The following is a 24,969-nucleotide window of genomic DNA, read 5'->3' as shown; positions in this document are numbered from 1 at the left end:
ACTGCTGAGCAACGGGGTGCTACGCCCGCTCCTGCGACAGCTCGGCCGGCCGTACCGCCGGCAGCTGCGGTCCGGTGACCGAGAGCGAGCCCGGGCTCGCCGTGGTCGTCGGATCGGTCAGCCACCGCTGGGCGTCTGAGCCGTCGCGGACCTTGACGACGATGTCGGCCCCCGGCGCCTGCGTGGTCGTGGCCAGCGCGAGCTGTTCGTCCCACCGGGGCAGCAACTCCCCCTGCACCGTGAGGTCGTAGCGCACGTCACCACCGCTCCTGCACGCGCCGAGAACCACGACACCGGCGTCCACATGCGAGTCGAGGCACAACGCGGGCGCCGCAGCGCTGCGCAGCAACCCGTCACTGCCGTACGACCACCGCTGGGTCGGCGCACTCGAGCACGCCGCGAGGTCCGTCCCGGCGCCGGCCTTCGCCGCGCCCTTGATGTCGAGGCACAGGCCGGCGGCGGCGTTGCGCAGCCTCGACACCCCGGGGAAGCTCGGCAGTTGGGCGGTGCCGGGCGAGGACCGGGAACCCGTGCCGGGTGCCGAGCCGGCGCTCGCGCTGGTGGAGGCGGCCGGGTCGACGCCGTCGTCATGGGACCACAGGCCGGCGACCACGACGGTGGCGATCAGCCCGGCGGAGGCCACGCCCACCCCGGTCAGCAGCGCACGCGAGTTCCGCAGCACGCCCGGGGCACCGCGGCCGGGCAGCGGGATGCGGGGCAGGATGCGCGGGCGGCCGCCGCCGTGCCGGGCGGAGCCACGCGGGCCGCGGGGCCGCTCGCTTTGGCCCGCCCGTCCCGGACGGGACTCGAGATAGCGGCGGGCGCCCCAGCCGAGCACCGACTCGGCCAGCAGAACGCCCAACCCGCCCTCGAAATGACTCAGTTGTTCGGCGGCGAAACGACAATAGCGGCACTCGGTCAGATGCTGCTGCACATCGGGCAGCAGGGCCCCGCCCCGGCGAATCGGAACATCGAGGAGGCGGTTGTAGAAGCGGCAATCCTTGCTCGGCGCGAGTTCCCGATGGGCATGTACACAACCCTCACGGAATTTTTCACGCGCCTGTTCGAGCGCGGCCGACGCGGTGTCGCTGTCCATGCCCAGCAGACCGGCGGGAACGGATATCGACTCCGCCTCCACCTCGGTGTGCCAGAGCAGACACCGGGCGAGTCCCGGAAGCGCCAGGAATGAGCGTTCGGCGAGTTTGCGATTCTCGGGGGTCATGGACTTCGCGTTGCGCATGCCGCGCGCCCCCGCGGGTTTCAGTAACTCCGGCAGCACCGCGGATATCCGGTCCCCCGACGACCACACCCGGACGGTGTCGCGGACGGCCACCAGGAGCCGGGGACGCAGGGCGACGGCCGACTCGCCCAGGGCCAGCCGGTCCAGTACCTGGTGGAAGGCGGCCGAGGTCACCATGGAGACGGGCTCGGCCTGGGAGGCGAGACAGATGGCCGCGTAGTCGCGGGCCGCCTGCCAGTGCCGTGTCATGAGCAGCGCGACGGACTGGGCGACCTCACCGTCTGGGCGGCCGCGGAGCCGGGCGGCGACGTTCCCGTCGGATTCACCGGGAACCCCGCCGGCGGGCGGATAGGGCGGACGAGGGGGGTGGGGGGTGGGCACTGAGCGGATTCCTTCCCACGCGCACGGGTCACACACACGAGTTGTGGCCGCCGAAAGGCCCCCTGTTGCTGCACACCTCTTGACGGCTGGCGCGAGGAGCGTGAATTCCGGTACGGCCGTCCACCCGGCTCCCCATTTCACAGGCGAACGCGTCCCGGCCCTCCCCCCGCACGGATGGTCAACCCTTGCACACCACACTGATGACCAACAAGGCACTTGAGCAACATGAGCATCTTTGAAACCTGGCCAGAGGCGGCTGCAACTCCCCTTCCCCCGCCAGAGCTTTCCTCATTCCCTGCGCCCCGTGTGAAACAGGCGCACGCGCCGGAGCGCCGCGCACGCTCCCCGCGCGCACCACCCCGTAGTGCACTGGTGGCGGCCCTTCTCGAAAGGCCCCGCGCAGGACGGCGGCACTCCTGCGCCGAACGGGCCGCCGACCCTGTTCCTCCCGCCCTGGGTCGGCGGCCCCGAAAGCTGCCCGGCGGCCGGCGCCGCAGGGAGGTCAGATCTGCCAGGAGCGCAGCCGGTCCGCCGCTCCGTAGACGTCGGTCTTGCCGTCGATCAGGTCGCGGGCGAGGTCGACGAGGGCGCCGTAGGGCGGGTCGATGCCGACGCCGCTGACGAACATGTACGCCACGGCGGTCGAACAGGCGAAGCGGGCGTTGGCCGAGGGCAGCGGCCTGAGCAGCGCGAGGGTGTGCAGGAGGGCGGCGGCCCGCCAGGCCGGGTCGGAGTCCACGCCGAGGCGGGGCGGGTCGACGCGGTGCCGGGCGACGGCGGCGACCAGCGCGGAGAAGTCGTTGACGGTGGGCTGGTCCGGCAGGACCTCTTCGTGGCGCTGGAGCAGCCAGGGCACGTCGATATGGATGACGGCCATCGGTCAGGCGACCCGCCCCTCGTGCGCGCCGGCTGGTTCGTCGTCGGGGAAGGCGGCCGCGAATTCGTCGGCGTGGGACGCGAAGAAGCGGCGGAACGCCTCCGCCCCTTCCTGCAGTGCCCGGTGCCGGGCTATGTCGGCCGCGGCGGCCTCGCGCACGAGTGCCTTCATGGACGTACCGCGTTCCTTGGCGATCTGCCGCAGGTCCTCGAGTTCACGATCGCTGAACTCCACATTCAGGGCTGGCATGCCTTCACGGTACCTCCGGGGTACTTACGCGTAAATACTCGCTGCTCACAGCATCTCTGGGACGGTACCTCCGGGACGGTCGCGGACCCCGAGGACCGCGTCCGATTCCCGCCGGTCGCGGCAGGTGCTGCGCGGCAGACTGGATGCATGACGTTCACCGAGGCCGAGGCACGCAAGCGGGTCGCCGAGACCGACTGGGCGGGGCTCGCCGCCGAGCTGGACGTGCACGGCAGCGCGCCGACCGGGCGGCTGCTGACGCCGGCGGAGTGCCGGGAGCTGACCGCGTTGCACGAGAAGCCGGAGCTGTTCCGGACCACGGTCGACCTGGCGAGGCACCGGTTCGGCTCCGGCGAGTACCGCTACTTCACCCACGACCTGCCGGCCCCGGTGGCCGCCCTGCGCGCCGCGCTGTACCCGCGGCTGCTGCCCGTCGCCCGGGACTGGGCGGCCCGGCTCGGCCGCCCGGCGCCCTGGCCCGACTCGCTGGAGGAGTGGCTGCGGAGGTGTCACACGGCCGGGCAGGACCGGTCGGCGCAGATCCTGCTGCACTACGGAGAGGGCGACTGGAACGCGCTGCACCGGGACGTCTTCGGCGAGCTGGTCTTCCCGCTCCAGGTGGTCTTCGGACTCGACGCGTACGGCACCGACTACACGGGCGGGGAGTTCCTGATGATCGAGCAGCGGCCCAGGGCCCAGTCCCGGGGCACCGCGACCGCCCTGCGGCAGGGCCACGGGCTGGTCTTCACCACCCGGGACCGCCCGGTGCGCACCCGGCGGGGCTGGTCGGCCGGCGCGATGCGGCACGGGGTGAGCACCGTGCGCTCCGGCCACCGGCACACCCTGGGCCTCGTCTTCCACGACGCGTCCTAAACGCCGACCTGTGGGACTCACACCCAACGACACTCGCTGTGACCTGCGTCACAGATGCCCGGCCCGCTGTCACATTCGGGCCCTCGTCCGGGTCGGAGTGGTGAGTGCACCGACGGGGAGGCCCACCTATGTCCGACCGTTCTGGAGACGAGGCGACCGATGTCTTCATCGGCCATCGCGAGCTGCTGTTCGGCCTGGTCTACAACATGCTCGGCAGCGTCGCCGACACCGAGGACGTGCTGCAGGAGACGTGGCTGTCGTGGGCCGGCCGGGGCGCCGAGGGCATCGCCCACCCACGCGCCTACCTGGTCCGCATCGCCGTCAACCACGCCCTGCAACGCCGGGCCGCCGTCAGCCGCCGCCGGGAGACCTACGTCGGCCCCTGGCTGCCCGAGCCCCTGGTCGCGGACGGCGACGGCGCCGACGGTCCGGCGCTGCGCACGGAGTCCGTGTCGCTGGCGATGCTGGTCGTCCTGGAGTCGCTGACACCTCTGGAACGCGCGGTGTTCGTGCTGGCCGAGGTGTTCGGGTACCCCCACACCGAGATCGCGGAGATCCTCGACCGCACCCCGGCCGCCGTACGACAGCTCGCACACCGTGCGCGAGGCCATGTGCACGCCCGCCGGCCGCTGTACCGGGCGCACCCGCGGGTACGGCGGGAGGCGACCGAGCGGTTCGTTCGGGCCGCGCTCGGCGGGGACATCGCCGAGCTGCTGGAGATCCTCGCGCCGGACGTCACGGTGTGGACGGACGGGGGCGGCCGGCGCAGGCCCGCGGTTCTCAAGCCGGTGCGGGGGCGGGACAAGGCGGTCCGTCTCATCGCCTCCTTCGCGAGCGGGGAGCGCGGCCCCCGGGATCTCGACCTGCGCTACCGCCGGGTCAACGGGGACGAGGCCGCGGTGCTGTTCCAGGGGGAGTCTCCGTACGCCGTCATGGTCATGGACCTCACGCCCGAGGGCGACCGGGTCAGCGACGTGTACATCGTCACAAACCCCGACAAGCTCACCCATGTACGCAGGGACGAGGAGGCGGAGTGAGTCGTGCCCTGACACCCCGCCCCGTCAACGGACCGTCGGGGCCCACTCAGCCGGCCGGCACCTCCAGCTTGCTGATCCGCACCGCCCCCACGGCCTGGCCGGGGTGGGCGCTGGTCAGCGTCAGCCGCAGCCGGGAGCCGCTGATCGCGTCGAAGGTGACGACGGTCGGCGCGTCCGAGGAGGTCGCCCAGTCGACCGCGAGGCCCGTGACCGGTACGTACGCGCGGCCGTTCCAGGCGGCCACCTGGACGGACGCGGGCAGGCTGTGGGTGGCGTCGACGGTGAAGGAGACCTCGAGGCGGTCGAAGGACCGGCGGCGTCCGAAGTCCACGGAGACCCAGTCCTGCGGACGGGCGCCGCTGAAGGCGGGCAGCAGGGCGGTGGCCGACTTGACGAAGGCGTTGGACCACCCGGTGGCGGGGTCGCCGTCGAGCATCGCGGCGGGCAGGGTGTCCGAGCGGCCGGAGTAACTGGCGTCGGCGAGGGGATATCCGGTGGCTGCCGGGTGCTCGGGCCGGAATGCCGTGGGCGCTGTGGCCGCCACCGAGCGGGCCGGTGTGGTCCGCACGGTCGCCGTACCCGTCCTGAGCCCCTCCGCGCGGGCCGTCACCTTCAGGCCGCCGGGCCTGGTCCCGGAGCGCACGATCGCGAGAGCCTTGCCGTGGAAGGCCGTGCGCGTGGTGGCCTGGTAACGCTCGGCACTCTCCTCACGGCCGTTGTCCACCCCGGCCAGCGAGCCGCCCTTCACGTCGAAGGTGATCAGGTGACCTGCGTCCGGCACCACCACTCCGTGCGCGTCGACGACGTCCGCGGTCACGAACACGAGTGAACGCCCGTCCGCCGCGAGCGCCTCGCGGTCGGCGGTGAGCCGTACGGCATGCGGCTCGCCCGCCGTACGCAGCACGTCAGTGGCCACCGTCCTGCCGTTCTGCCGTGCCACCGCCTTCAACTCGCCGGGAACGTAGGGCACTTTCCACGTCAGGTGGAGCTTGCCCGCGCTGCCGTTGGGGCTGGTGTAACTGCCCGGGTAGGGGCCGCTGGTGAAGGTCTTGTCGTCGCCGGTCGCCTCGGTGGTCTCCAGGTAGGTGCGGCCGTCGGTGGTCGTCTTGGTGTCGAAGCTGCGGGTGCCCAGGGACTTGCCGTTGAGGAAGAGTTCGACGGACTGCACGTTGGAGTAGGCCCACACCTCGATGATGTCGCCCTGCTCGTGGTTCCAGCTCATCGGCAGCAGGTGGACCATGGGTTCGCCGGTCCACTGGCTCCGGAACAGGTGGTACATGTCCTTGGGGAAGCCGGCCGTGTCGACCGCGCCGAAGAAGGAGGCCTTCACCGGGAAGACGTCGTACGGCGTCGGCTCGCCGATGTAGTCGATGCCGGACCACAGGAACTGCCCGGCGAACCACTTGCGGTCCCGGTCCTTCTTGTGGCCGTACTCGCCGCTCATGGTCCAGGAGGCGAGGTTGTTGTCGTAGGACGAGACCTCCCGCTTCCCGGGCGTGTGGTTCTCCCCGGTGTTCAGGTGCTCGGGCTCCTGGTAGGTGCCGCGGGTGGAGGTCTCCGAGGAGGACTCCGACTCGAACAGGAACAGCTTCGGGTACTTGGCGTGCAGGGCGTCCACCGACTTGGCGGTGTTGTAGTTGAGGCCCAGGCCGTCCAGCTTGGCGAGCATCAGGTCGGCCGGGGAGCCGGTGGCCGGCACACCGTGGTACTTGTTCGAGCCGATGACGAGCGGCCGCGTGTCGTCGGCCGCCTTGATGGCGCCGATGATCCGGTCCGCCATGGCGAGGCCCGCCGTGGAGGTGGAGTCGGGGATCTCGTTGCCGATGGACCACAGCACCACGGCCGGTGAGTTGCGGTGCGCGAGGACCATCTCGGTGGCGTCCTTCTCGCACCACTCGTCGAAGAAGCGGCCGTAGTCGTACTTCGTCTTGCCGGTCCTCCAGCAGTCGAAGGCCTCGACCATCATCACGATGCCCAGTTCCTCGCAGACCTGGACGATCTGCGGCGAGGGCGGGTTGTGGGACGTGCGGAAGGCGTTGACGCCCATCGACTTCATGATGGTCAGCTGCCGGCGCACCGCGTCGAGGCTGATCGCGGAACCGAGGGCGCCCTGGTCGTGGTGGAGGTCGACGCCCTTGATCTTGGTGTGGGTGCCGTTGAGGGAGAAGCCCTCGTCGGGGTCGAAGCGGTAGCTGCGGATGCCGAAGGTGGTGCGGTACGTGTCGACCGTCCGGCCGTCGACCCGCAGTTCGGTCTCCAGGGTGTGGCGGTGCTCCGGGGTCGCGATGTCCCACAGCCCGGGCTTCGCGACGGTGAGTTCGTGGGTCTCGTCCGCCGTGCCGGTGACGGCGACGGTGGTGGCCGCGCGGGCCACCGTACGGCCCCCCGGGTCCTTCACGACGGACCGGACCTCGACCTGGCTCGCGGCACCGGACTCGTTCACCACCGAGGTCCGCACTCTGACGACGGCCCGCTCGGCGGTGACGTCCGGTGTGGTGACGTAGGTGCCCCAGCGCGCCACGTGCACCGGTTCGGTGACGACCAGGCGGGCGTCGCGGTAGATGCCGCTCCCCGAGTACCAGCGGCTGCTGGGCAGCTGGTTCTGCACCTTGACCGCGAGCACGTTCTCCGTTCTGCCGTCGGTGTGCGCGACGTCGGTCAGGTCGAACGCGAAGCCGGTGTACCCGTAGGGGTGGTGGCCGATCTGGGTTCCGTTGCAGTAGACGTAGGAGTCCATGTAGACACCGTCGAACTCAACCGAGATCCGCCGGCCGGTGAAGGCGGGCGGCAGGGTGAAGGCGAGGCGGTACCAGCCGAGGCCGCCGGGGAAGAAGCCGGTACCGCTGGTGGTGCCGTTCTCGGTGGTGGGGGTCTGCTCGATGCTCCAGTCGTGCGGGACGGCCACCTCGCGCCAGGCCGAGTCGTCGTAGCCGGGGTCGGCGGCGTTCGCAAAGGCGCCCGTCGGGTCGGTGATGCCGCCGGGGTTGACCAGCGCGAAGCGCCAGCCGTCGCGCAGGGCGACCGTGTGACGGCCGACCGCGCCCCCGGCGGCCTCCGCGGCCCGGGCGGCCGGGGTGGCCAGGAGCGCTCCGGCCGCGGGCGCGGCGGCCGAGGCGATCAGAACGGATCTGCGAGTGACCGTCATGGCGGCTCTCCCTCATCAGGGCCCAGAAGTACTCACAACTGATCGTGAACAAACAGATTCTGACGGTGTGCCACTTACGGCCGTCAAGGGTGCGGGAACATCGTTCTGCCTCAGGGGCCACAACGGCCGGATTTCCCCCTTGACCGCCGTGCCGCGCGCCCTCTGGGGGTTCCCGTCCGCGGCACACCCCGACGGACTAGGCTGGAACTCAAGTGACCCGGCGGTTCACTGTGAGTGTTCGCGATGGAGTGGCGACGATGAACCCGGAGTATCCGTTCGACGAGGCCGCGACGGCGCGGGTCGTCGTCGACGACTCCGGCACGCTGGTCTCCTGGAACGCGGGCGCCGAACGACTGCTGGGCTGGCCGGCCGGCGACGTCGTGGGCCGGCCGGCGCGCCGCCTGCTGGCCGACGGGGACACGGACGCCCCGTTGCCGCCCGACGGACTTCGCTGGCACGGCACCCTCACCCTGCGCCACCGGGACGGACGCGAGGTGTCCCGCTGGGTGGTCGCACACCACCGCTCGCCGGAGGACGGCCGCCCCGGCCGCTGGCACGTCTTCAGCCCGCTGGAGGGCGGCGGCCCGCCCTCCGCGGACGACCCGCTCGCCACCGCCGCGCTCGTCCAGTCACCCTGTGCCGTGGCCGTCTACGACGAGCGGCTGCGGCTGCGCCGGATCAACGACGCCATGGCCGAGGTCATCGGCCTGCCCGAGGAGCGCATCCAGGGGCTGCGGCTGTCCGAGATCGGCGGCAGACCGGAGAGCGAACAGCTCGAGGCCGACATGGTGCGGGTGCTCGCCTCCGGCCAATCGGCCGACATCCAGACGTACATGCGCACCGGCGGCGAACGGACGGCGCACGCCTGGCTCGCCCGGATGGCTCCGGTCCGGGACGCCGACGGGCAGGTGCGGGGCGTGTGCCTGGCGGCGCACGACTTCACCGGCAACTACCTCGCCCGGGAGCGGCTGCAACTGGTCAACGAGGCAAGCGTGCGCATCGGCACCACGCTCGACGTCACCCGGACGGCACAGGAGTTGGCGGACGTCTTCGTGCCCGCGCTGGCCGACCTGGTCAGCGTCGACCTGCTGGACCTCCAGGAGCACGGCGGTGAGCCCCCGCCCCGGCTCAGCGCCCCGATCGCCCTGCGTCGGGCCGCGCACGGCTCGGTCAACCCCGGTACGCCCGAGGCGGTCCTCAAACCCGGCCAGCTGGAGCACTATCCGGCCGGCTCGCCCCAGGCGGACTCGCTGGTGGCGGGCCGCACGATCGTCGCCTCGGTGTCCGCCGGGGACCTCGACCAGTGGCTCAGCTGGCACAAGGCACGGGCCGACCAGGTCAGGGAGTACGGCATCCACTCCACGATGTCCGTGCCGGTCCAGGCCCGCGGACTGACCCTGGGCGTCGCGGTCCTCACCCGCTTCCGGCGGCCGGACCCGTTCACCGCCGACGACGTGCTGCTGGCGGAGGAGATCACCACGCGGGCCGCCGTCTGCATCGACAACGCCCGCCGCTTCTCCCGCGAGCGCGAGACCGCCCTCGCCCTGCAGCGCAGCCTGCTGCCCCGCTCGCTGCCGCGCACCGCCGCCGTGGACGCCGCCTCGCGCTACCTGCCGGCCGCGCGCGCCGGGGTGGGCGGCGACTGGTTCGACGTGATCCCGCTGTCGGGGATGCGGGTGGCCATGGTCGTCGGGGACGTCGTGGGCCACGGCATCCAGGCCTCCGCCACCATGGGCCGGCTGCGCACCGCCGTCCGCACGCTCGCGGACATAGACCTGGCGCCCGACGAACTGCTCACGCACCTCGACGACCTGGTGGTGCGGCTGTCCGTGGAGGCCGGCGGCGACGGCAGCACCGGCGAGGTCGGGGCCACCTGTCTGTACGCCGTCTACGACCCCGTGTCACGGCGCTGCACGCTGGCCCGCGCCGGGCATCCGCCGCCGGTCGTGGTCCCGCCCGGTGGCGAGCCGGAAGCGGTGGAGCTGCCGGCCGGGCCGCCCCTGGGTCTCGGCGGGCTGCCGTTCGAGTGCGCGGAGCTGGAGCTGCGCGAGGGCAGCGTGCTGTCGTTCTTCACCGACGGTCTGATCGAGACCCGCGAACGGGACGTGGACGCCAGCCACGAACTGCTGTGCGAGGCACTGGGGACGTACTCGGACTCGCTGGACGAGACCTGCGACCGGGTCCTGCACGCCCTGCTGCCGCCGGGCGGCGCACCGGACGACGTGGCCCTGCTGCTGGCCCGTACGAGGGGTCTGCCCGCCTCCCAGGTGGCGACCTGGCACATCCCCGCCGACCCGGCGCTGGTCGCCCCGATCCGCAAGCAGGTCGTGGAGCAGCTGGACACCTGGGAGCTGCAGGAGGCGGCGTTCACCGCCGAGCTGGTGGTGAGCGAGCTGGTCACCAACGCGATCCGCTACGGCGCCCACCCGATCCGGCTGCGGCTGATCCACGACGCGACCACGCTGATCTGCGAGGTGTCCGACACCAGCCACACCGCCCCGCACCTGCGCCGCGCGAAGACGTGGGACGAGGGCGGCCGGGGTCTGCTGCTGGTCGCCCAGCTCACCCAGCGCTGGGGCAGCCGGCACACCACCGAGGGCAAGACCATCTGGGCGGAGATCGGCCTGCTCGACGAGGAGTGAGCACTCAGGATCCGGCCCGCTCGGCGGCCTCGGCGTACCGCAGCCGGCACAGGTCGCGGTACACCAACGGCTCGACCGGCTGGGGGGGTTCGCGCTCCAGCCGGTCCAGGGCCTCCAGCTCCGCGGCCAGACGGGCGAGTTCCGCGGTGGGGGCGAGAAGGTGCGGCTCAGGATCGGTCCACGACCAGGCATGATAGTCGTATGCACTCCGTGGAGCGGATCGGCACGGTCTGGCGACCCGAACGCACGCGAACTTTTTCGTACCCGCGTGCATCGGACATACATGACGGGGCACAGAGCGCCGTACGCACCCGCCATGGCGGGTGCGGCTGAACTCCGGGAGTGTTGAGGAACATGGCGAACAAGTCCCCCTCCATCCGCCGAGCGGCCCTGCTCGCGAGCGCGGTCGCGCTGCTGGGCGCGGTGAGCGCCTGCGGAAACGGCGGCGGCACGGCGAGTTCCCCCCAGACGCTGAGCGGCACGACCGACGCGCCGAACGGGTCCGCCGCGGGCTCCGCGTCCGCGTCGGGCGGCACGCCGGGCGAGACCACCGTCACCGTCTCGGCGACGACGACGCAGGGCGTGTCCGCGGCCACGGGGAGCCGCTGCCACACCTCCGAGCTGCGGGCGAGCGTCGGTCGGAACAATCCCGGCGCGGGCCAGGAGAACTTCCCGATCGTGCTGACCAACACGTCCTCGCGCACCTGCACGGTCCGCGGCTATCCGGGTGCCGCGTTCGTCGACGCGTCGGGCCGGCAGCAGGGCCCCGACCCGCAGCGTGAGTCGGGGACGCCCACGACGGTGACCCTGGCGCCGGGCAGGAGCGCCTGGGCCGGCATGACGTTCTCCAATCCCGAGGTGAGCGGCGCGCATGCGGTCACCCCGGCGGCGCTGCTGGTGACCCCGCCGAACGAGCGGAACTCCCTGAAGGTGGCGTGGACCGGCGGCCCGGTGCCGGTCTCCGGTAACGCGTCCTCGGTGCACCTGATGGTGTTCGCGCCCGGCACCGGCGCGTGAGAGTTCGGGGTCGGGAGGGGCTTCTTACCGCGGCCTGATTTCATGGATCTTCCCCGCGTCGCGCCGTCCCGAAGGATCCCGCCCTGAACACCCCGCTCGCCGAGACCCTGTCCGTCGTCCTGCTCGCCGCCGTCCTCGGCTTCGCCGTGGTGCGCCCGAAGGGACTGCCCGAGGCCGTCCTGGCCGTTCCGGCCGCGGGGATCGTGATCGCCACCGGGGCCATCTCGCTGGACCACGCCCGCGAGGAGGCCGCCCGGCTGGGACCGGTCGTCGGCTTTCTCGCGGCGGTGCTGGTGCTGGCCCACTTCTGTGACGTCGAGGGCCTGTTCCAGGCGTGCGGGGCGTGGATGGCGCGCTCGGCGGCGGGGTCGCCGGGGCGGCTGCTGACCGCGGTGTTCGTGCTGGCCTCGGTGATCACCGCCGTCCTCAGTCTGGACGCCACGGTGGTGCTGCTGACGCCGGTGGTGTTCGCCACCGCCGCCCGGGCGGGCATGCGCGCCCGGCCTCATCTGTACGCCTGCGCCCATCTGTCCAACACGGCCTCGCTGCTGCTGCCGGTCTCCAACCTGACCAACCTGCTGGCGTTCGAGACGAGCGGGCTGAGCTTCACCCGGTTCGCGGCACTGATGGCCCTGCCGTGGCTGCTGGCGATCGGCGCCGAGTACCTGGTGTTCCGGCGTTTCTTCCGCGACGACCTGACCACCTCGGCCCACTCCCCCGAGCCCGGCGAAACGCCTGAGCTGCCGCTGTTCGCGCTGATCACGGTGGGCTGCACGCTGGCCGGGTTCGTGGTCGCCTCGGCGGTCGGCGTGGAGCCGGCGTGGGTGGCGACCGCGGGCGCGCTGGTCCTGGCAGGCCGCGCACTGATACGGCGGCGCGCCACGCCGCTGTCGGTGCTGCAGGCGTCGTCGCCCGCGTTCCTGGCGTTCGTCCTCGCGCTCGGGATCGTGGTGCGGGCGGTGGTGGACAACGGGCTCGCCGGCGCGCTCGGCCATGTGCTGCCTGCCGGGTCGGGGCTGCTCGCGCTGCTCGGGATCGCCGCGCTGGCGGCCGTCCTGGCGAACCTGATCAACAACCTGCCGGCCGTGCTGGTCCTGCTGCCGCTGTCCGCCGCGGCGGGGCCCGGTGCGGTGCTGGCGGTGCTGCTCGGGGTGAACATCGGGCCGAACCTGACGTACGCCGGGTCGCTGGCGACGCTGCTGTGGCGGCGTATCGTGCACCGGCACGAGCAGGACGTGCGCCTCGGGGAGTTCACCCTGCTCGGCCTGCTCGCCACCCCGGCCGCGCTGGTGTCGGCCGTGGCGGCGCTGTGGGTGTCGCTCCAGGTCGTGGGCGGCTGAGCGCGCTGGGCGTGGGGGTCAGTGGCCGCCGCCGTAGCCGCCTGGGCCGTAGCCGTAGCCCGGGCCGTAGCCGCCCCCTCCGCAGTAGTACGGGTTGTAGTGGCAGTACGGGTTCGCGGGCGGGGAGGCCTTCGGAGCCGGGTGGGTGGTGTTCGGCTTCGGTGTGGGCGTCGGTGTGGCGCTGGGCGTCCTCGACGCCTTCGGGGCGGCCTTCTTGACGGTCGGCGACGGTACGGGTCTGCTGGCCGCGTCCCAGTTGACGACCTGCATCTGGAGGTCGGCCTTGGACGTGTCGAACGCCCAGCGCTGCGCCTTGCCGTTGTCCCGGGTCTTGACCACGAGCCCGCCCGAGCCGTCGGTGGCGGCGGGACTGAGGGCCAGGTCCTGGTTCCACCGGGGCACCAGGGTGCCCTGCAGGGTGAAGTCGTACCGGATGTTCCTGGCGGCGGCCGCCGAGGTGCCGGTGCACGGGGCGAGCTGCACCGAGTAGGCGAGGTGGGAGTCGAGGCAGAGCTCGGGGTCGGCGACGCTCTGCAGCCTGCCGTCGGTCTCGTACGCCCACTGCTGGTCGTTCGTGGAGGAGCAGGTGGCGAGCTCGGTCTCGGCGCCCTTGACCACCTTCTTGCCGACGACCCCGATGCACAGGCCGGAGTCGAGGTTGTGCAGCCGCCCCTGCACATTGCCCTGGGATGCCTCGCCGGCGGTGATCCAGGAAGGGTTTCCGGCCGCGGTGCTCCTGCTGGGGGCGGGGGTCTCGGAGGTCTTGCCGCCGGCGGCCGGAGCGGGGGCGTCGCCGGAGCCGAGGACGGACCACAGGACCAGCGGCAGGACGACCAGTCCGCTGACCGTGAGGACGGCGGCGGTGAGGTTGCGGCGGCGGGCCGCGGCGCGCCGTGCGGCCTTGTGCGCCGAGCGGGGTGAGGCGGCCGGGCCGCCTGGCTGGGGCTCGGTGCCGGTCGCGGGAGCGGTGGGGGCGGCAGGGGCGCCGACGGCCGCGTAGGACCCGGGCGCCGGCATGAAGGCTTCGCCGGCCGGCAGGAACGGCTCGCCCGGCAGGGTGAAGGGCTCGCCCGCCGTCCGTGGGACCCGCAGCGGCGCCGGGGGCGGGGTGCTGTCCTTGAGGGGGCCCGCGATCCGGGACTCGACGTAGGCCTGGGCGCCCCAGCCGAGCACCGCCTCGGCGAGCGCGAGGCCGAGTCCGTGGTTGAACTGGGCCAGTTGGTCGGCGGTGTCGCTGCAGTGCCCGCAGCCGGCGAGGTGGGCGGCGAGGTCGGGGTCGACGTCGACGCCGCCGCGCCGGTAGGTCACGTCGAGCATCCGCAGGTAGCGCCGGCACTCCTGGTCGGGGGCGAGCTCGCGGTGGACCTGGAGGCACTCCTCGCGCAGCCGGTCGCGGGCCCGTCCCAGTTCGACGCGCGCGTCCTCCGCGTCCAGGCCGAGCAGTCCACCGGGTATCTCCAGCGGTTCGGCCTCCACCTCCACGTGCCACAGCACGCAGCGCGCCGACTGGGGCAGGCGCTGGAACGCGCCGGACAGCAGGCGCCGCCCGGGCGGGGGCAGCAGGCGGGCGGCGACGCGGTCCCCGCCGTCGGCCGTGGAGCGCAGTTCGGGGTGCAGGTGCTCGCGCCGGGGGTCGTTGTCCCACTCCGCCGCGATACGGCGCACGGTGACGAGGAGTCGGGGCCGCCAGGCGGAGGTGGGGCCGTTCTGCCGGAGGGTCTCGCCGAACAGCCGGGTGAACGCCGCGGTCGTGAGCATGCCCGCGGACGGGGCGTCCTCGGTGCACAGCCGGGCGTAGGCGAACCCCGCCTCCCAGTGCCGGTCCAGGAGTTCACCGACCGGCTGCAGTGCCGGCGTCGTTCCCGTCCACTTCTTGAGCTCGGCGCTCAGCTGTTCGTCCGTCACCTCGAAGCGGCGGGAAGACGTGGGGGAATTCGACAGGCCGGCGTCTTTCACGGCTGCGTTCCTCTCGGGGCATGCACATAAGTCCATACCAATTGGTATGGGGACCCGCCGACAAGGTGACGAGGTCCACTCGTACTGGTTCGGCATCTCGAACGCCTGCCGGAAACAGCTCTTTTGAAGCTCGGGGCGAACGGTGAGGCCTCGCGCGCACACTGAAAACGTGTATTTTCTGTGCGCCGACGACGCACACCTTTGCACAGGTCAGCGAACCGGAACAAGGGATCTCACGTTTTTCTGCATGCCGTGACGGGTACGCGATTTTGACGAATCGTCAATCCTGGGCGGCAGAATTCGCGCCGCCGGGCCCGGACGCCGCAGGAAAACCATTGAGCGACCTCCACCACCATGCGCGCCGCCTGCCGCGCCGGCGCACGCCGGCTCACGCGCCAACCATTGGTCCGCGCGCCCGGTACGCGCCGGGCGGCACGCCGTAGCGGGCGTGGAAGACGCGGTTGAAGTGGAAGGGGCTGGCGAACCCGGAGGCGGCGGAGACCCGTTCGACGGACAGGTCGCTGCCCTCCAGGAGCCGGGCCGCGTGCCGCAGCCGCGCCTCGCGCAGCGCCCGCATCGGGGACTGGCCGAGCTGCCGGGTGAACAGATGGGCGAAGCGGGACGGCGAGAGGGCGACACTCGCGGCGAGCGAGCGGACCGTGTGCGGGGAGCCCGGGTCGGCGTCGATCAGCGCCTGGGCCCGGCGCACCCGGGCGTCGACACCGGCGGCGGGTCTGGCCGGCCGGGCGGTGGCGGCCGTGAGCAGGACGATCTCCTCCAGTGCGCTCAGGGCGAGTTCACGGGCCGCGGTGTCGTACGCCACGGCGACCTGTTCGTCGGACGGTGCGCCGGCGGGCGGCGGTTCGGTGCCGGTCCAGCGGGCGTCGGCGAGCATCCGGCGGAAGGCCGCCTCGACGCGGCCGTGCAGGCCGGGCGGGGCCGGGGGGACGGCGTACAGTCCGTCCCCGGTGTCGTACGGGCGCAGCCACGGGATCCAGGAAGGCCGGGCCTGGCAGTGCACCCACCAGAACCGCCAGTCGGTGCAGCCCGGTTCGACGCCGTACTGGTGCGCCACACCCGGGCCGAGCACCACCAGGTCCCCCGTGCCGGCGCGCACCTCGGCGCCGCCCTGGCGCAGCCGGCCCCGGCCGCCCGTGGTCCAGGTGAACAGCCAACTCCGGGCACCGCCCGGCCGGTTCTCGGCGTACCCCTGTGGCTGGTGGTAGTTGCCGATCACCACGAGGCCCGGGGGCGGCGCAGCAGTCCCGGGCAATCGGTCAGCGGTCATGGGCATCCTTCCGGCAGGTGCGGCGGCCTAGCGTGATGGAGCAGGGGCACCTGACCGAGGAGGGTACAGATGACAGTCACGGACAACGGCACCGAGCAAGCCGCCGTCCTGACGCGGGACGGGCTGCGGCGGTTCGAGGAGGACGGGTTCACCGTCGTGCGCGGGTTGTTCGGGCGCGAGGAGATCGACCTGCTGTGCGCGCGGTTCGCGGCGCTGCACGCGGGTGGCCCGGTGCCGGGGCACTTCGAGCCCCGGGAGTCGGACGATCCGCTGGCGGCGTACCCGAGGGTGATGCACCCGCACGAGATCGACGAAATGGCCCGGCAGGTCCTGCTCGACGCCCGGCTGCGCACCGTGCTGGAGGCCCTGCTGGGCGAGGAGGTGCTGGCCGCGCAGAGCATGTTCTACTTCAAGCCGCCGGGGGCGCGGGGGCAGGCGCTGCACCAGGACAACTTCTACCTGCGGGTGGAGCCGGGCACCTGCGTGGCGGCGTGGGTGGCCTGCGACGTGATCGACCGGGACAACGGCGGTCTCGAGGTCGTCCCCGGCACGCACCGCATGGACCTGTTCTGCCCGGAGGAGGCGGACGCGGCGACGTCGTTCGCCCGGGAGTACGTTCCCCCGCCGCCGGGCCTCGCGGCAGTGCCGGTCGACATGGCACCGGGGGACGTCCTGTTCTTCAACGGCAGCGTGGTGCACGGCTCCGGGCCCAACCGCACCCCGGACCGGTTCCGCCGCTCCTTCATCGGCCACTACGTGGGGCGTTCGGCCGAGCGCATCGGTGTCTACTACCGGACGATGACGATGAACGGCGAGCGGGTGCGGCTGGCCGAGAGCGAGGGAGCGGGCCCCTGCGGCACGGAGTTCGCACCGCGGGGACCTCACTAGCGCCGCGGCAGGCACTGGCTGAGCACTCGGTCAGCTGTGCCCGACGATCGGGTGCGGGGTGTACGGCTGCTGGAGTTCCTCGATCTCCTTGCCGCTGAGCTCGAGTTCGACGGCGGCCACCGCGTCCTCGATGTGGTGCGGCTTGGCGGCGCCGACGATGGGCGCGGCCACCGTGTCCTGGTGCAGCAGCCAGGCGAGGGCGACCTGGGCGCGGGGGGCGCCCCGGTCGTTCGCGATGCGGGTGACGGCCTCGACGATGGTGCGGTCGCCCTCCTGGTACAGGCGGCTGCCGAAGTCGTCGTTCTCGCTGCGCTCGGTGACCGTGCCCCAGTCCCGGGTGAGCCGCCCGCGGGCCAGCGGGCTCCAGGGCAGCACACCGACGCCCTGGTCGGCGCAGAGCGGCAGCATCTCGCGCTCCTCCTCGCGGTAGAGGAGGTTGTAGTGGTTCTGCATGGACACGAACTTGGTCCAGCCGTGCCGCTCGGCGACGTACTGCATCTTGGAGAACTGCCAGGCGAACATCGAACTGGCCCCGATGTACCGGACCTTGCCCGCCTTGACCACGTCGTGCAGCGCTTCCATGGTCTCCTCGACCGGGGTGTGCGGGTCGAAGCGGTGGATCTGGTAGAGGTCGACGTAGTCGGTGCCGAGCCGGCTGAGGCTGTGGTCGATCTCGGTCAGGATCGCCTTGCGGGACAGGCCCGCGCCGTTGGCACCGGGTCGCATCCGGCCGTGCACCTTGGTCGCGAGGACGATCTCGTCGCGGTTGGCGAAGTCGCGCAGCGCCTTGCCGACGATCTCCTCGCTGGTGCCGTCGGAGTAGACGTTCGCCGTGTCGAAGAAGTTGATCCCGGCCTCCAGCGCCTGCCGGATCAGCGGGCGGGACGCCTCCTCGTCGAGCGTCCACTCGTGTGTGCCTCGGTCGGGCAGGCCGTAGGTCATGCAGCCCAGACAGATCCTCGAGACGTCCAGGCCCGTCGAACCGAGCTTCACGTACTGCATCGTTGCCGCTCCTGCCTTCGGGTTGGGTACGAAAAGGAGCGTACGACGTCGTGTGCTCTCCAAGTCAGCGAGGCGTTGGCGAGAGGAGCACGACGGGACGTGCCCGGGCGTCAGCCGCGCTCCAGCAGGTCCAGTGCCCGCTCCCAACCGAAACCGGGGCGTGTACCGTCCTCCCCCGCCTCGCCCGAGTACGGCGCGCCGAAGCGGACGCCCATCCCGCGCAGCCGTACCAGGCTGTCCTGGTAGGCGGGGTGGGCGGCCAGCGCGTCGCCGACGCACGGGAGCACGGCGACGGGGACGCCGAGACCGTGGGCCTCGCAGAGGGTGGCCACGGCGAGGGTGTCGGCCAGGCCCGCCGCCCACTTGTTGACGGTGTTGAAGGTGGCGGGCGCGACCACGATCGCGTCCGGCGGCGGGAAGGGACGCGGATCGCCGGGCGTGCGCCAGGCGGAGCGTATGGCGCGGCCGGTCTGGGCCTGGACGGCCGCGGTGTCGAAGAAGCCGTTCATCGCGACGGGCGTGGCGATCACGCCGACCTCCCAGCCCCGCCCTTGCCCGGCGGTGATCAGCCTGCTGACGCCCGCGGCGATCCCGGCCGCGCAGACGACGACGTAGAGGAAGGGTTTCCCGGCCTGTTCGGTCATCCGGGAACCCTACTGAAGCGGGAAGCTCTCCCCGCGCTCGGCCTCGGGCCGCGGCCCGTGGATGCGGCGCTCCCTCTCCTCGATGGGCACGTCGTTGATGCCGGCCTCGCGCCGGGTCATCAGGCCGTGCTCGTCGAACTCCCAGAGTTCGTTGCCGTAGGAGCGCCACCACTGGCCGCCGGCGTCGTGGCACTCGTACTGGAAACGGACGGCGATGCGGTTGCCGTCGAAGGACCAGAGGTCCTTGCGCAGGGCGTAGTCCAGCTCGCGCTCCCACTTGGCGGTCAGGAAGGCGACGATCTCGGCGCGGCCGGTGACGAACGTGTCGCGGTTGCGCCAGACCGAGTCCTCCGAGTAGGCGAGCGCGACTTTGTGCGGGTCCCGGGTGTTCCAGGCGTCCTCGGCGGCCTGCACCTTCCGCGCGGCGGTCTCGCGGGTGAACGGGGGCAGGGGCGGACGGTCGGCGGCCATGGGTCACTCCTCGGCGAAGGGGCGGGCAGAGAGAAAGACAGGGAGGGAGAACGTGCGTTCTCTCGACTGGCTGCTACCGTAGGAGAACGCTCGTTCTCGTGTCAAGGAACGTCACGGAAGAGGAAGAGGTCGTAGACCGCATGGCCGTCATGGACAGCGCAGCCGCCCGGGAACTGGCGCTGGACGCCGCCGAGGAGTTGTTCTACGGGCGGGGCATCCAGGCCGTCGGCATGGACGACATCCGGGGTGCGTCGGGGGTGTCGCTCAAGCGGCTCTATCAGCTCTTCCCGGCGAAGGAACAGCTGGTCGAGGCGTATCTCGAGCGGCGGGACGCACGGTGGCGAGGGCGGCTCGCGCAGTCCGTGGCGCGGCACCGGGATCCCGAGGAGCGGGTACTGGCCGTGTTCGACTGGCTGGAGGGATGGTTCGGCGAGGACGGTTTCCGCGGGTGCGCGTGGATCAATGCCCACGGCGAGCTGGGCGCCACCTCGCCGCGGGTGGCCGCCCGAGTACGAGCACACAAGGAGGCGTTCAGGGACTACCTCGCCGGGCTGGTGGCCGAGGCGGGGCTGCCCGGCGCGCTGAGCGGGCAGCTGTTCCTGCTGGCGGAGGGCGCCATGGTCACCGCGGGCATCACACGGAGCACGGAGCCCGCCGGTCAGGCCCGCGAGGCGGCACGTCTGCTGGTGCGGGCCCACCGTTCCCCGCAGAGCGACGAGTGATCAGGTCTGCGCAGGAAAAACCGGCGGCCAGTGCAGTCTTTTGCTCGTTTGACGTTCACAAATCGCCCGATCATGCTCTGTGGTTTCATGGTGGTGCGCACATCGTGGCGTACCCCACCGACAGGAGTTGTGAGACATGGCGGCACCGCAGGCCCGGTGGAGCGCGCTGCTGGAGATGCTGACGCGCGACGGGCGGATCGAAGTCGAGCCGGCCGCCGAGGAGTTGCAGGTGTCCGCCGCGACCATCAGGCGTGACCTCGACGAACTGGCCCGCCAGCAGATGGTCACCCGCACACACGGCGGGGCCGTGATCAACGCGATCGCCTACGACCTGCCGCTGCGCTACAAGGCCGCACGCAACGCTCCGGAGAAGGAGCGGATCGCGCACGCGGCCGCCGCGCTGGTGAAGGCCGGCGCCGTGGTGGGACTGAACGGCGGCACCACCACCACCGAGGTGGCGCGGGCACTGGCCACCCGCGCCGACCTGAGTTCCGGCGGTGCGGAGACGGCGGTCACCGTGGTGACCAACGCTCTGAACATCGCGAACGAGTTGGTCGTACGGCGCCATGTGAAGCTCGTGGTGACCGGCGGGGTGGCCCGGCCGGCGTCCTACGAGCTGATCGGGCCGCTGGCCACCGAACTGCTCGCGGAGATCGCGCTGGACCAGGTCTTCATCGGGGTCGACGCCATCGACGTGGCCCACGGGGCGACCGCCCACCACGAGGGCGAGGCCAGCATCAACCGGGCGCTGGCCCGGCGCGCGCAGCAGGTCGTCGCGGTCGCCGACGCCTCCAAGCTGAACCGCAGGGCCTTCGCCCGCATCTGCCCGGTGGAGGACATCGACGTCCTGGTGACCGACAAGGCCGCCTCGGACCAGCTGACCGAGTCGTTCACCGCGGCCGGTGTCGAGGTCATCCGCGCCTGACACCGCAGACCGCGCCGGCGCGGGTCCCGGCTTCATCCCCGGACGCCGCCCGCGGTCAGCCCGGCGACGAGGTAGCGCTCCACGAAGACGAACAGCGCCACCACGGGCACGATCGCGATGAGCGAGGTGGCGAAGAGGTACTGCCACTGCTCGTGGTACGAGGTGACGAAGCCGGGAATCGCCCGGGTCAGGGTCATCCGGTTGCCGGACGAGGTGACGGTGAGCGCCACCACGTACTCGTTCCAGGCGCCGATGAAGGTGTAGACGAGCGCGGTCACCACACCGGGCATCGCGAGCGGCAGCACGACACGGGTGAGCGCGCCGAACCGCCCGGTGCCGTCGAGCCAGGCCGCCTCCTCCAGTTCCCGGGGGATGCTCGCGAAGTAGGCGTTGAGGATCCATACGCAGAACGGCAGGTTGAACGCCGCGTTCACCAGGATCAGGCCCTCGGCGGTGTCGGTCAGGTCGAGGCTGACCATCTCCCGGTAGATGCCGACCAGCAGCGCGGTGGGCGCGAACATCTGGGTGACGAGCACGAGCAGCAGGAAGGCGCCGCGCCCGCGGAACCGGTGCCGGGCGGTGTAGTACGCGGCGGGCAGCCCGACGGCCAGGGCGAGCAGCGTCGCCGCCCCGGCGACGTACAGCGAGAACAACAGAGCGTCCCCCACCCGCGGGTCGGTGAGTGACCAGATGTGGGTGAAGTTCGACCACTGCCAGCGGGAGGGCAGATAGGACGGCGGGGACTTCATCAGTTCCGGGGTCGGTTTGAGCGCCGTGAGCAGCATCTCCGCGTAGGGCGCGAGAAACACCAGCGCCACCAGCCATCCGACGGCGGTGACCAGGACGGTGCGCAGCTTCATCGGTCGTGGCCGTCTCCTGCGCGGCGCGGCCTGGTGGGGCATGACGGCGGTCCTGCTCACTCGGTGTCCTCCTGTCGGCGCACGACGCGCAGATAGACCAGCACCACAGCAAGGACCAGCCCGAAATTGACGACGGCCATGGCGGCCGACTCCCCCACCGACTGGTTGTCGAAGGCGAGTTTGTACAGGTAGGTGGTGGTCGTGTCGGTGGCGAAGCCGGGGCCGCCGCGCGTCATGGCCCAGATGATGGGGAAGGAGTTGAACACGTTGATGACGTTGATGATCGCGGCGACCACCAGCGAGGGGCGCAGCAGCGGCAGAGTGATGCCCAGGTAGCCGCGGACCGGGCCCGCGCCGTCCACCCGTGCCGCCTCGTACACCTCGGCGGGGATGCTCTGCAGACCGGCCAGCAGGACGAACGAGGTGAACGGCAGCGACACGAACACCGCCACGCCCATCATCGCCACCAGGGCCTGCCCGGGATGGGCCAGCCAGTTGACGGGCGCGTCCAGCACGCCGAGGTCCATCAGCAGCCGGTTGACGACGCCGTAGAAGTCGTTGAGCATCCAGCGCCAGATCAGCGCCGTCATCAGCACGGACGAGGCCCACGGCACGATCAGCGCCCAGCGCACCAACCGGCGCCCGGGGAAACGGGAGTTCAGCAGCTGGGACAGGCCGAGGGAGACGACGATGGTGACGGTGACGACGCCGACGACCCACACGAGGGTGCGCAGCAGCACTCCGGGCAGGTCGTCCTCGGCGAACAGGTCCGTGTAGTTGCGCAGGCCGGCGAACCCCTCGGACAGTCCGGTGGAGCTCACCCGCGTGAGCGACGTGCGGGCCATCTCGAAGACCGGCCAGACGACCATGGTCAGGATGAGGAGGACCGCGGGTCCGAGCCACAACAGCGGCTCCAGCGCGCGCCAAGACCCGCGCCCGCGGCGCGACGGGGGCGGCGGGGCCGCCGGGACCGGGCGGCCGGTCCCGGCGGCGCGCGGGGTGACGTCCTGTACGGCCACCGACGTCACTCGCCCTTCTGCGCGGTCTTCTGGATCTCGCCCAGGACCTGCGCCGGGTCACCGCCCGCCACCGCCGTGCCGATGCGCTGTTTCACGGCGCCGTCGACCGCGGCCCAGGCGGGGTTGTCGGTCGGGGCGAACTCCGCGCTCGCGAGGGCGTCGACGAAGGGCTTGTAGTAGGCGGCGTTCGCGCTGCCGGAACTGAGCGCCTCACCGGCCGACTTGGTGACCGACAGGAACCCCTCGGTGGAGACGAACCTGGCGGCGTTCTCCTTCTGGTAGACGAAGTCGAGGAACTTCTTCACCGTCGCCTTGTTCGACCCGCCGCTCTTCTTGAACGCGACGAGGTAGTCCTGCACGCCGAGCGTCTTGTGGGTGCTGCCGTCCTTGCTCGGCAGGGGCGCGACACCGTAGTTCAGTTTCCCGTCGACCGGGTCGATGAAGCCCTTGCGCAGGAAGACCGCACCGTTGAGCATGCCGATCTTGCCCTGCGCGAACTCGTTGAAGACGTCCTTGCGGTTGGTGGCCTCCGGGTTGGGCTGGGTCAGCTTCTCCTTCGTCAGTCTGCGCAGATAGGTGAGCGTGTCGACGTTGGCCTGCTGGTCGATCGCCCACTTGCCCGAACTGTCGGTCCAGCCGCCGCCGTTGTTCATGGCCCAGATCTGGAACTCGGCCTGGGCCTCCTCGGCTCCCAGCGGCAGCCCGAGGCCGATGGAGCCGGCCTGCTTGATCTTCTTGGCGTCGGCCTCGACCTCGGCCCAGGTGGCCGGCGGCCGGGCGATGCCCGCCTTGGCGAAGATGTCCTTGTTGTAGAAGAACAGGCGTGCGCTGGAGAGCAGAGGCAGGCCGTACTGGACTCCCTTGTATTGCGCCTGCTGCCGGAACAGCGGGAGGAAGTCGTTCAGTACGCCAGGGGCGACGACGTCCTGTGCCTTGTAGACCAGGCCGTCGCGGGCGAAGTCGGAGAACTTGTTGTAGTTGAGGATGTCGGGTGTCTGCCTGGTCTGGACGTAGGTCTTGACCTTGGAGTCCATCTGCTCCCAGTCGACGACTTCGAGATTCACCCGGTAGCCGGGGTTCGCGGCCTCGAAGTCCTTGATCAGTGCCGTCCAGTAGGCCTGGGTGTCGTCGTCGTACTTCGCCGCGACGAACCGGATCGTCCTGCCGTCGGATCCGCCGCTGTCGGAGGAGCTGCCCTTGCCGCATCCGGTGAGGGCCAGGGCCAGGGTCAGTCCCCCGGCGAGGCCTGCGAGGTGCCGTTTCACGGAGTACCTCTCCGCACGCATGGCGTGCTTCGTCAAGCGCGTGCTCGCCTGATTGCGCGCTCGCTTGCTTGTTTATGCTCGATTGGCGGTGCTATCAATCATCGAACGACATGATGCTCAATGAACCGCGCACGCTGTCAAGTGCCGTCGCATCACGCATCGGTGACGCCGTGCGCCCGAGAGGGGAGACCTCCCGATGAGTCAGACCGAGATCGAGATCGCCACCCAGCCCGACTGCTGGCGGCAGGCCGTGGCGCTGACCCGGCATCCCGGGGGCACCGTCTGCGCCTCGCTGCCCCGGTCCGGCGAGCGGGTGGCCGTCGTCGGCTGCGGGACGTCCTGGTTCATCGCCCAGGCCTACGCGGCACTGCGGGAGTCGGCCGGCCACGGCGAGACCGACGCCTTTCCCGCCTCCGAGATGCCGACCGGGCGCGCCTACGACCGGGTGCTCGCGCTCACCCGGTCCGGCACCACGACCGAGGTGCTCGAGCTGCTGCGCCGGCTGCGCGGACACACCCGCACCACAGCGGTGACCGCCGTGCCGCGGTCACCGGTGACGGAACTGGCCGACGCCGTCGTCCCGTTGGACTTCGCCGACGAGGCGTCGGTCGTCCAGACCCGGTTCGCCAGCACGGAACTCGTGCTGCTGCGCGCCCAGTTGGGCGAGGACCTCGGGCATCTGCCGCAGCAGGGCCACTCCGCGCTGACCCAAGCGCTGCCGGCGGCGGCCCTCGCGGCCGAGCAGTTCACCTTCCTGGGGCAGGGCTGGGCCTACGGGATCGCCCAGGAGGCGGCGCTGAAGATGCGCGAGGCGGCGTGCGCCTGGACGGAGGCGTATCCCGTGATGGAGTACCGGCACGGCCCGATCAGCGTCACCGGGCCGGGCCGGGTGGCGTGGTGGTTCGGGGACCCGGCGGCCCTGCCGCCCAATCTCGCCGACGAGATCGCCCGCACCGGCGGGCAGTTGGTGGCGCTCGGCCGGGACCCCCTGGCCGACCTCGTCGTGGTGCACCGGCTGGCCGCCGCCCTCGCCTCGGCCCGTGGGCTGGACCCGGACAATCCGCGCCATCTGACGCGTTCCGTGATCCTGGCCTGACCAGCAACCCCGGGCGGATCGGGGCCACTTCGCAG

Annotated in this window: 22 protein-coding genes; 9 read left to right on the top strand and 13 right to left on the bottom strand. The window is 71.6% G+C overall.

The genetic code is table 11. The annotated features are described in order from the left end of the window. Positions 1-19: 19 nt before the first annotated feature. From ACIRVK_RS22395 to ACIRVK_RS22385, 3 genes are all read right to left on the bottom strand, one after another. Positions 20-1,621 (bottom strand): RICIN domain-containing protein, encoded by a 1,602-nt coding sequence (locus tag ACIRVK_RS22395; protein WP_404249623.1) that lies wholly within the window; start codon positions 1,619-1,621, stop codon positions 20-22. 502 nt (positions 1,622-2,123) lie between these two features. Then, a complete protein-coding gene (locus tag ACIRVK_RS22390; protein WP_404249621.1) occupies positions 2,124-2,498 on the bottom strand; it encodes a toxin Doc in 375 nt (124 codons plus the stop codon). 3 nt (positions 2,499-2,501) lie between these two features. Beyond that, positions 2,502-2,747 carry a hypothetical protein gene (locus ACIRVK_RS22385; RefSeq protein ID WP_404249619.1) on the bottom strand — a complete coding sequence of 82 codons (246 nt, stop codon included), beginning with the start codon at positions 2,745-2,747 and terminating at the stop codon, positions 2,502-2,504. A 147-nt stretch (positions 2,748-2,894) separates the two neighbouring features. On the opposite strand from ACIRVK_RS22385, the gene ACIRVK_RS22380 reads away from it, so the two are divergent. Next, a complete protein-coding gene (locus tag ACIRVK_RS22380) occupies positions 2,895-3,617 on the top strand; it encodes a 2OG-Fe(II) oxygenase (RefSeq protein WP_404249617.1) in 723 nt (240 codons plus the stop codon). Positions 3,618-3,745: 128 nt separating this feature from the next. Beyond that, positions 3,746-4,654, top strand: a complete 909-nt coding sequence (sigJ, locus tag ACIRVK_RS22375; RefSeq protein WP_404249616.1) for an RNA polymerase sigma factor SigJ — start codon at positions 3,746-3,748, stop codon at positions 4,652-4,654. Between the two features lie 46 nt (positions 4,655-4,700). On the opposite strand, the gene ACIRVK_RS22370 is transcribed toward sigJ, so the two are convergent. Continuing rightward, the gene (locus ACIRVK_RS22370) at positions 4,701-7,799 is read right to left on the bottom strand and encodes a glycoside hydrolase family 2 TIM barrel-domain containing protein (protein WP_404249614.1); all 3,099 of its coding nucleotides are present in this window, start codon (positions 7,797-7,799) and stop codon (positions 4,701-4,703) included. Between the two features lie 257 nt (positions 7,800-8,056). Here ACIRVK_RS22370 and ACIRVK_RS22365 point away from each other — a divergent pair, with 257 nt between their 5' ends. Beyond that, positions 8,057-10,441: a SpoIIE family protein phosphatase gene (locus ACIRVK_RS22365; protein ID WP_404249612.1), complete on the top strand. Its 2,385-nt coding sequence runs from the start codon at positions 8,057-8,059 to the stop codon at positions 10,439-10,441. Positions 10,442-10,445: 4 nt separating this feature from the next. On the opposite strand, the gene ACIRVK_RS22360 is transcribed toward ACIRVK_RS22365, so the two are convergent. Continuing rightward, positions 10,446-10,715 (bottom strand): hypothetical protein, encoded by a 270-nt coding sequence (locus ACIRVK_RS22360; protein WP_404249610.1) that lies wholly within the window; start codon positions 10,713-10,715, stop codon positions 10,446-10,448. Between the two features lie 80 nt (positions 10,716-10,795). Between ACIRVK_RS22360 and ACIRVK_RS22355 the strand changes: the two genes are divergently transcribed. Together ACIRVK_RS22355 and ACIRVK_RS22350 are read left to right on the top strand one after the other, a co-directional pair. After that, entirely contained in the window at positions 10,796-11,458 is a 663-nt protein-coding gene (locus tag ACIRVK_RS22355) for a DUF4232 domain-containing protein (protein WP_404249608.1), read from the top strand. Positions 11,459-11,541: 83 nt separating this feature from the next. After that, on the top strand, positions 11,542-12,798 hold the full coding sequence (locus ACIRVK_RS22350) for an arsenic transporter (RefSeq protein WP_404249669.1): 1,257 nt from the start codon (positions 11,542-11,544) through the stop codon (positions 12,796-12,798). Between the two features lie 18 nt (positions 12,799-12,816). Here the strand turns inward: ACIRVK_RS22350 and ACIRVK_RS22345 are convergent, their stop codons facing one another. Together ACIRVK_RS22345 and ACIRVK_RS22340 are read right to left on the bottom strand one after the other, a co-directional pair. Next, complete coding sequence (locus ACIRVK_RS22345; RefSeq protein WP_404249606.1) at positions 12,817-14,754, bottom strand: ricin-type beta-trefoil lectin domain protein; 1,938 nt, start codon at positions 14,752-14,754, stop codon at positions 12,817-12,819. Between the two features lie 388 nt (positions 14,755-15,142). Beyond that, positions 15,143-16,042, bottom strand: coding sequence for a helix-turn-helix domain-containing protein (locus tag ACIRVK_RS22340; protein ID WP_404249604.1), 900 nt, complete (start codon positions 16,040-16,042; stop codon positions 15,143-15,145). 69 nt (positions 16,043-16,111) lie between these two features. On the opposite strand from ACIRVK_RS22340, the gene ACIRVK_RS22335 reads away from it, so the two are divergent. Further along, positions 16,112-16,930, top strand: a complete 819-nt coding sequence (locus tag ACIRVK_RS22335) for a phytanoyl-CoA dioxygenase family protein (RefSeq protein ID WP_404249602.1) — start codon at positions 16,112-16,114, stop codon at positions 16,928-16,930. A gap of 30 nt (positions 16,931-16,960) precedes the next feature. Here ACIRVK_RS22335 and ACIRVK_RS22330 read toward each other — a convergent pair whose 3' ends face one another. The 3 genes from ACIRVK_RS22330 to ACIRVK_RS22320 all read right to left on the bottom strand — a co-directional run bounded on the left by ACIRVK_RS22330 (position 16,961) and on the right by ACIRVK_RS22320 (position 19,047). Then, the gene (locus tag ACIRVK_RS22330) at positions 16,961-17,932 is read right to left on the bottom strand and encodes an aldo/keto reductase (RefSeq protein WP_404249600.1); all 972 of its coding nucleotides are present in this window, start codon (positions 17,930-17,932) and stop codon (positions 16,961-16,963) included. A 110-nt stretch (positions 17,933-18,042) separates the two neighbouring features. Further along, on the bottom strand, positions 18,043-18,576 hold the full coding sequence (locus tag ACIRVK_RS22325) for a flavoprotein (protein WP_404249598.1): 534 nt from the start codon (positions 18,574-18,576) through the stop codon (positions 18,043-18,045). A gap of 9 nt (positions 18,577-18,585) precedes the next feature. Beyond that, complete coding sequence (locus ACIRVK_RS22320) at positions 18,586-19,047, bottom strand: nuclear transport factor 2 family protein (RefSeq protein WP_404249596.1); 462 nt, start codon at positions 19,045-19,047, stop codon at positions 18,586-18,588. A 149-nt stretch (positions 19,048-19,196) separates the two neighbouring features. On the opposite strand from ACIRVK_RS22320, the gene ACIRVK_RS22315 reads away from it, so the two are divergent. Both ACIRVK_RS22315 and ACIRVK_RS22310 read left to right on the top strand, forming a co-directional pair. Further along, positions 19,197-19,769 (top strand): TetR/AcrR family transcriptional regulator, encoded by a 573-nt coding sequence (locus ACIRVK_RS22315; RefSeq protein WP_404249667.1) that lies wholly within the window; start codon positions 19,197-19,199, stop codon positions 19,767-19,769. Positions 19,770-19,905: 136 nt separating this feature from the next. Then, a complete protein-coding gene (locus ACIRVK_RS22310) occupies positions 19,906-20,694 on the top strand; it encodes a DeoR/GlpR family DNA-binding transcription regulator (protein WP_404249594.1) in 789 nt (262 codons plus the stop codon). A gap of 32 nt (positions 20,695-20,726) precedes the next feature. Here the strand turns inward: ACIRVK_RS22310 and ACIRVK_RS22305 are convergent, their stop codons facing one another. From ACIRVK_RS22305 to ACIRVK_RS22295, 3 genes are read right to left on the bottom strand one after another with little or no spacing between them, the layout of a single operon-like run. Beyond that, positions 20,727-21,554: a carbohydrate ABC transporter permease gene (locus tag ACIRVK_RS22305; RefSeq protein WP_404249592.1), complete on the bottom strand. Its 828-nt coding sequence runs from the start codon at positions 21,552-21,554 to the stop codon at positions 20,727-20,729. 56 nt (positions 21,555-21,610) lie between these two features. Further along, positions 21,611-22,573, bottom strand: coding sequence for a carbohydrate ABC transporter permease (locus ACIRVK_RS22300; protein WP_404249590.1), 963 nt, complete (start codon positions 22,571-22,573; stop codon positions 21,611-21,613). A 5-nt stretch (positions 22,574-22,578) separates the two neighbouring features. Continuing rightward, positions 22,579-23,859, bottom strand: a complete 1,281-nt coding sequence (locus ACIRVK_RS22295; protein ID WP_404249588.1) for an extracellular solute-binding protein — start codon at positions 23,857-23,859, stop codon at positions 22,579-22,581. A 175-nt stretch (positions 23,860-24,034) separates the two neighbouring features. Here ACIRVK_RS22295 and ACIRVK_RS22290 point away from each other — a divergent pair, with 175 nt between their 5' ends. Then, positions 24,035-24,934, top strand: a complete 900-nt coding sequence (locus ACIRVK_RS22290; RefSeq protein ID WP_404249586.1) for an SIS domain-containing protein — start codon at positions 24,035-24,037, stop codon at positions 24,932-24,934. Positions 24,935-24,969 lie beyond the last annotated feature (35 nt).

The sequence above is a fragment of the Streptomyces sp. NPDC101152 genome, assembly GCF_044768275.1.
GTDB lineage: Bacteria > Actinomycetota > Actinomycetes > Streptomycetales > Streptomycetaceae > Streptomyces.
The sequence above is the reverse complement of the archived record's forward strand: the minus strand, read 5'-3'. Positions and strand labels throughout refer to the sequence as shown.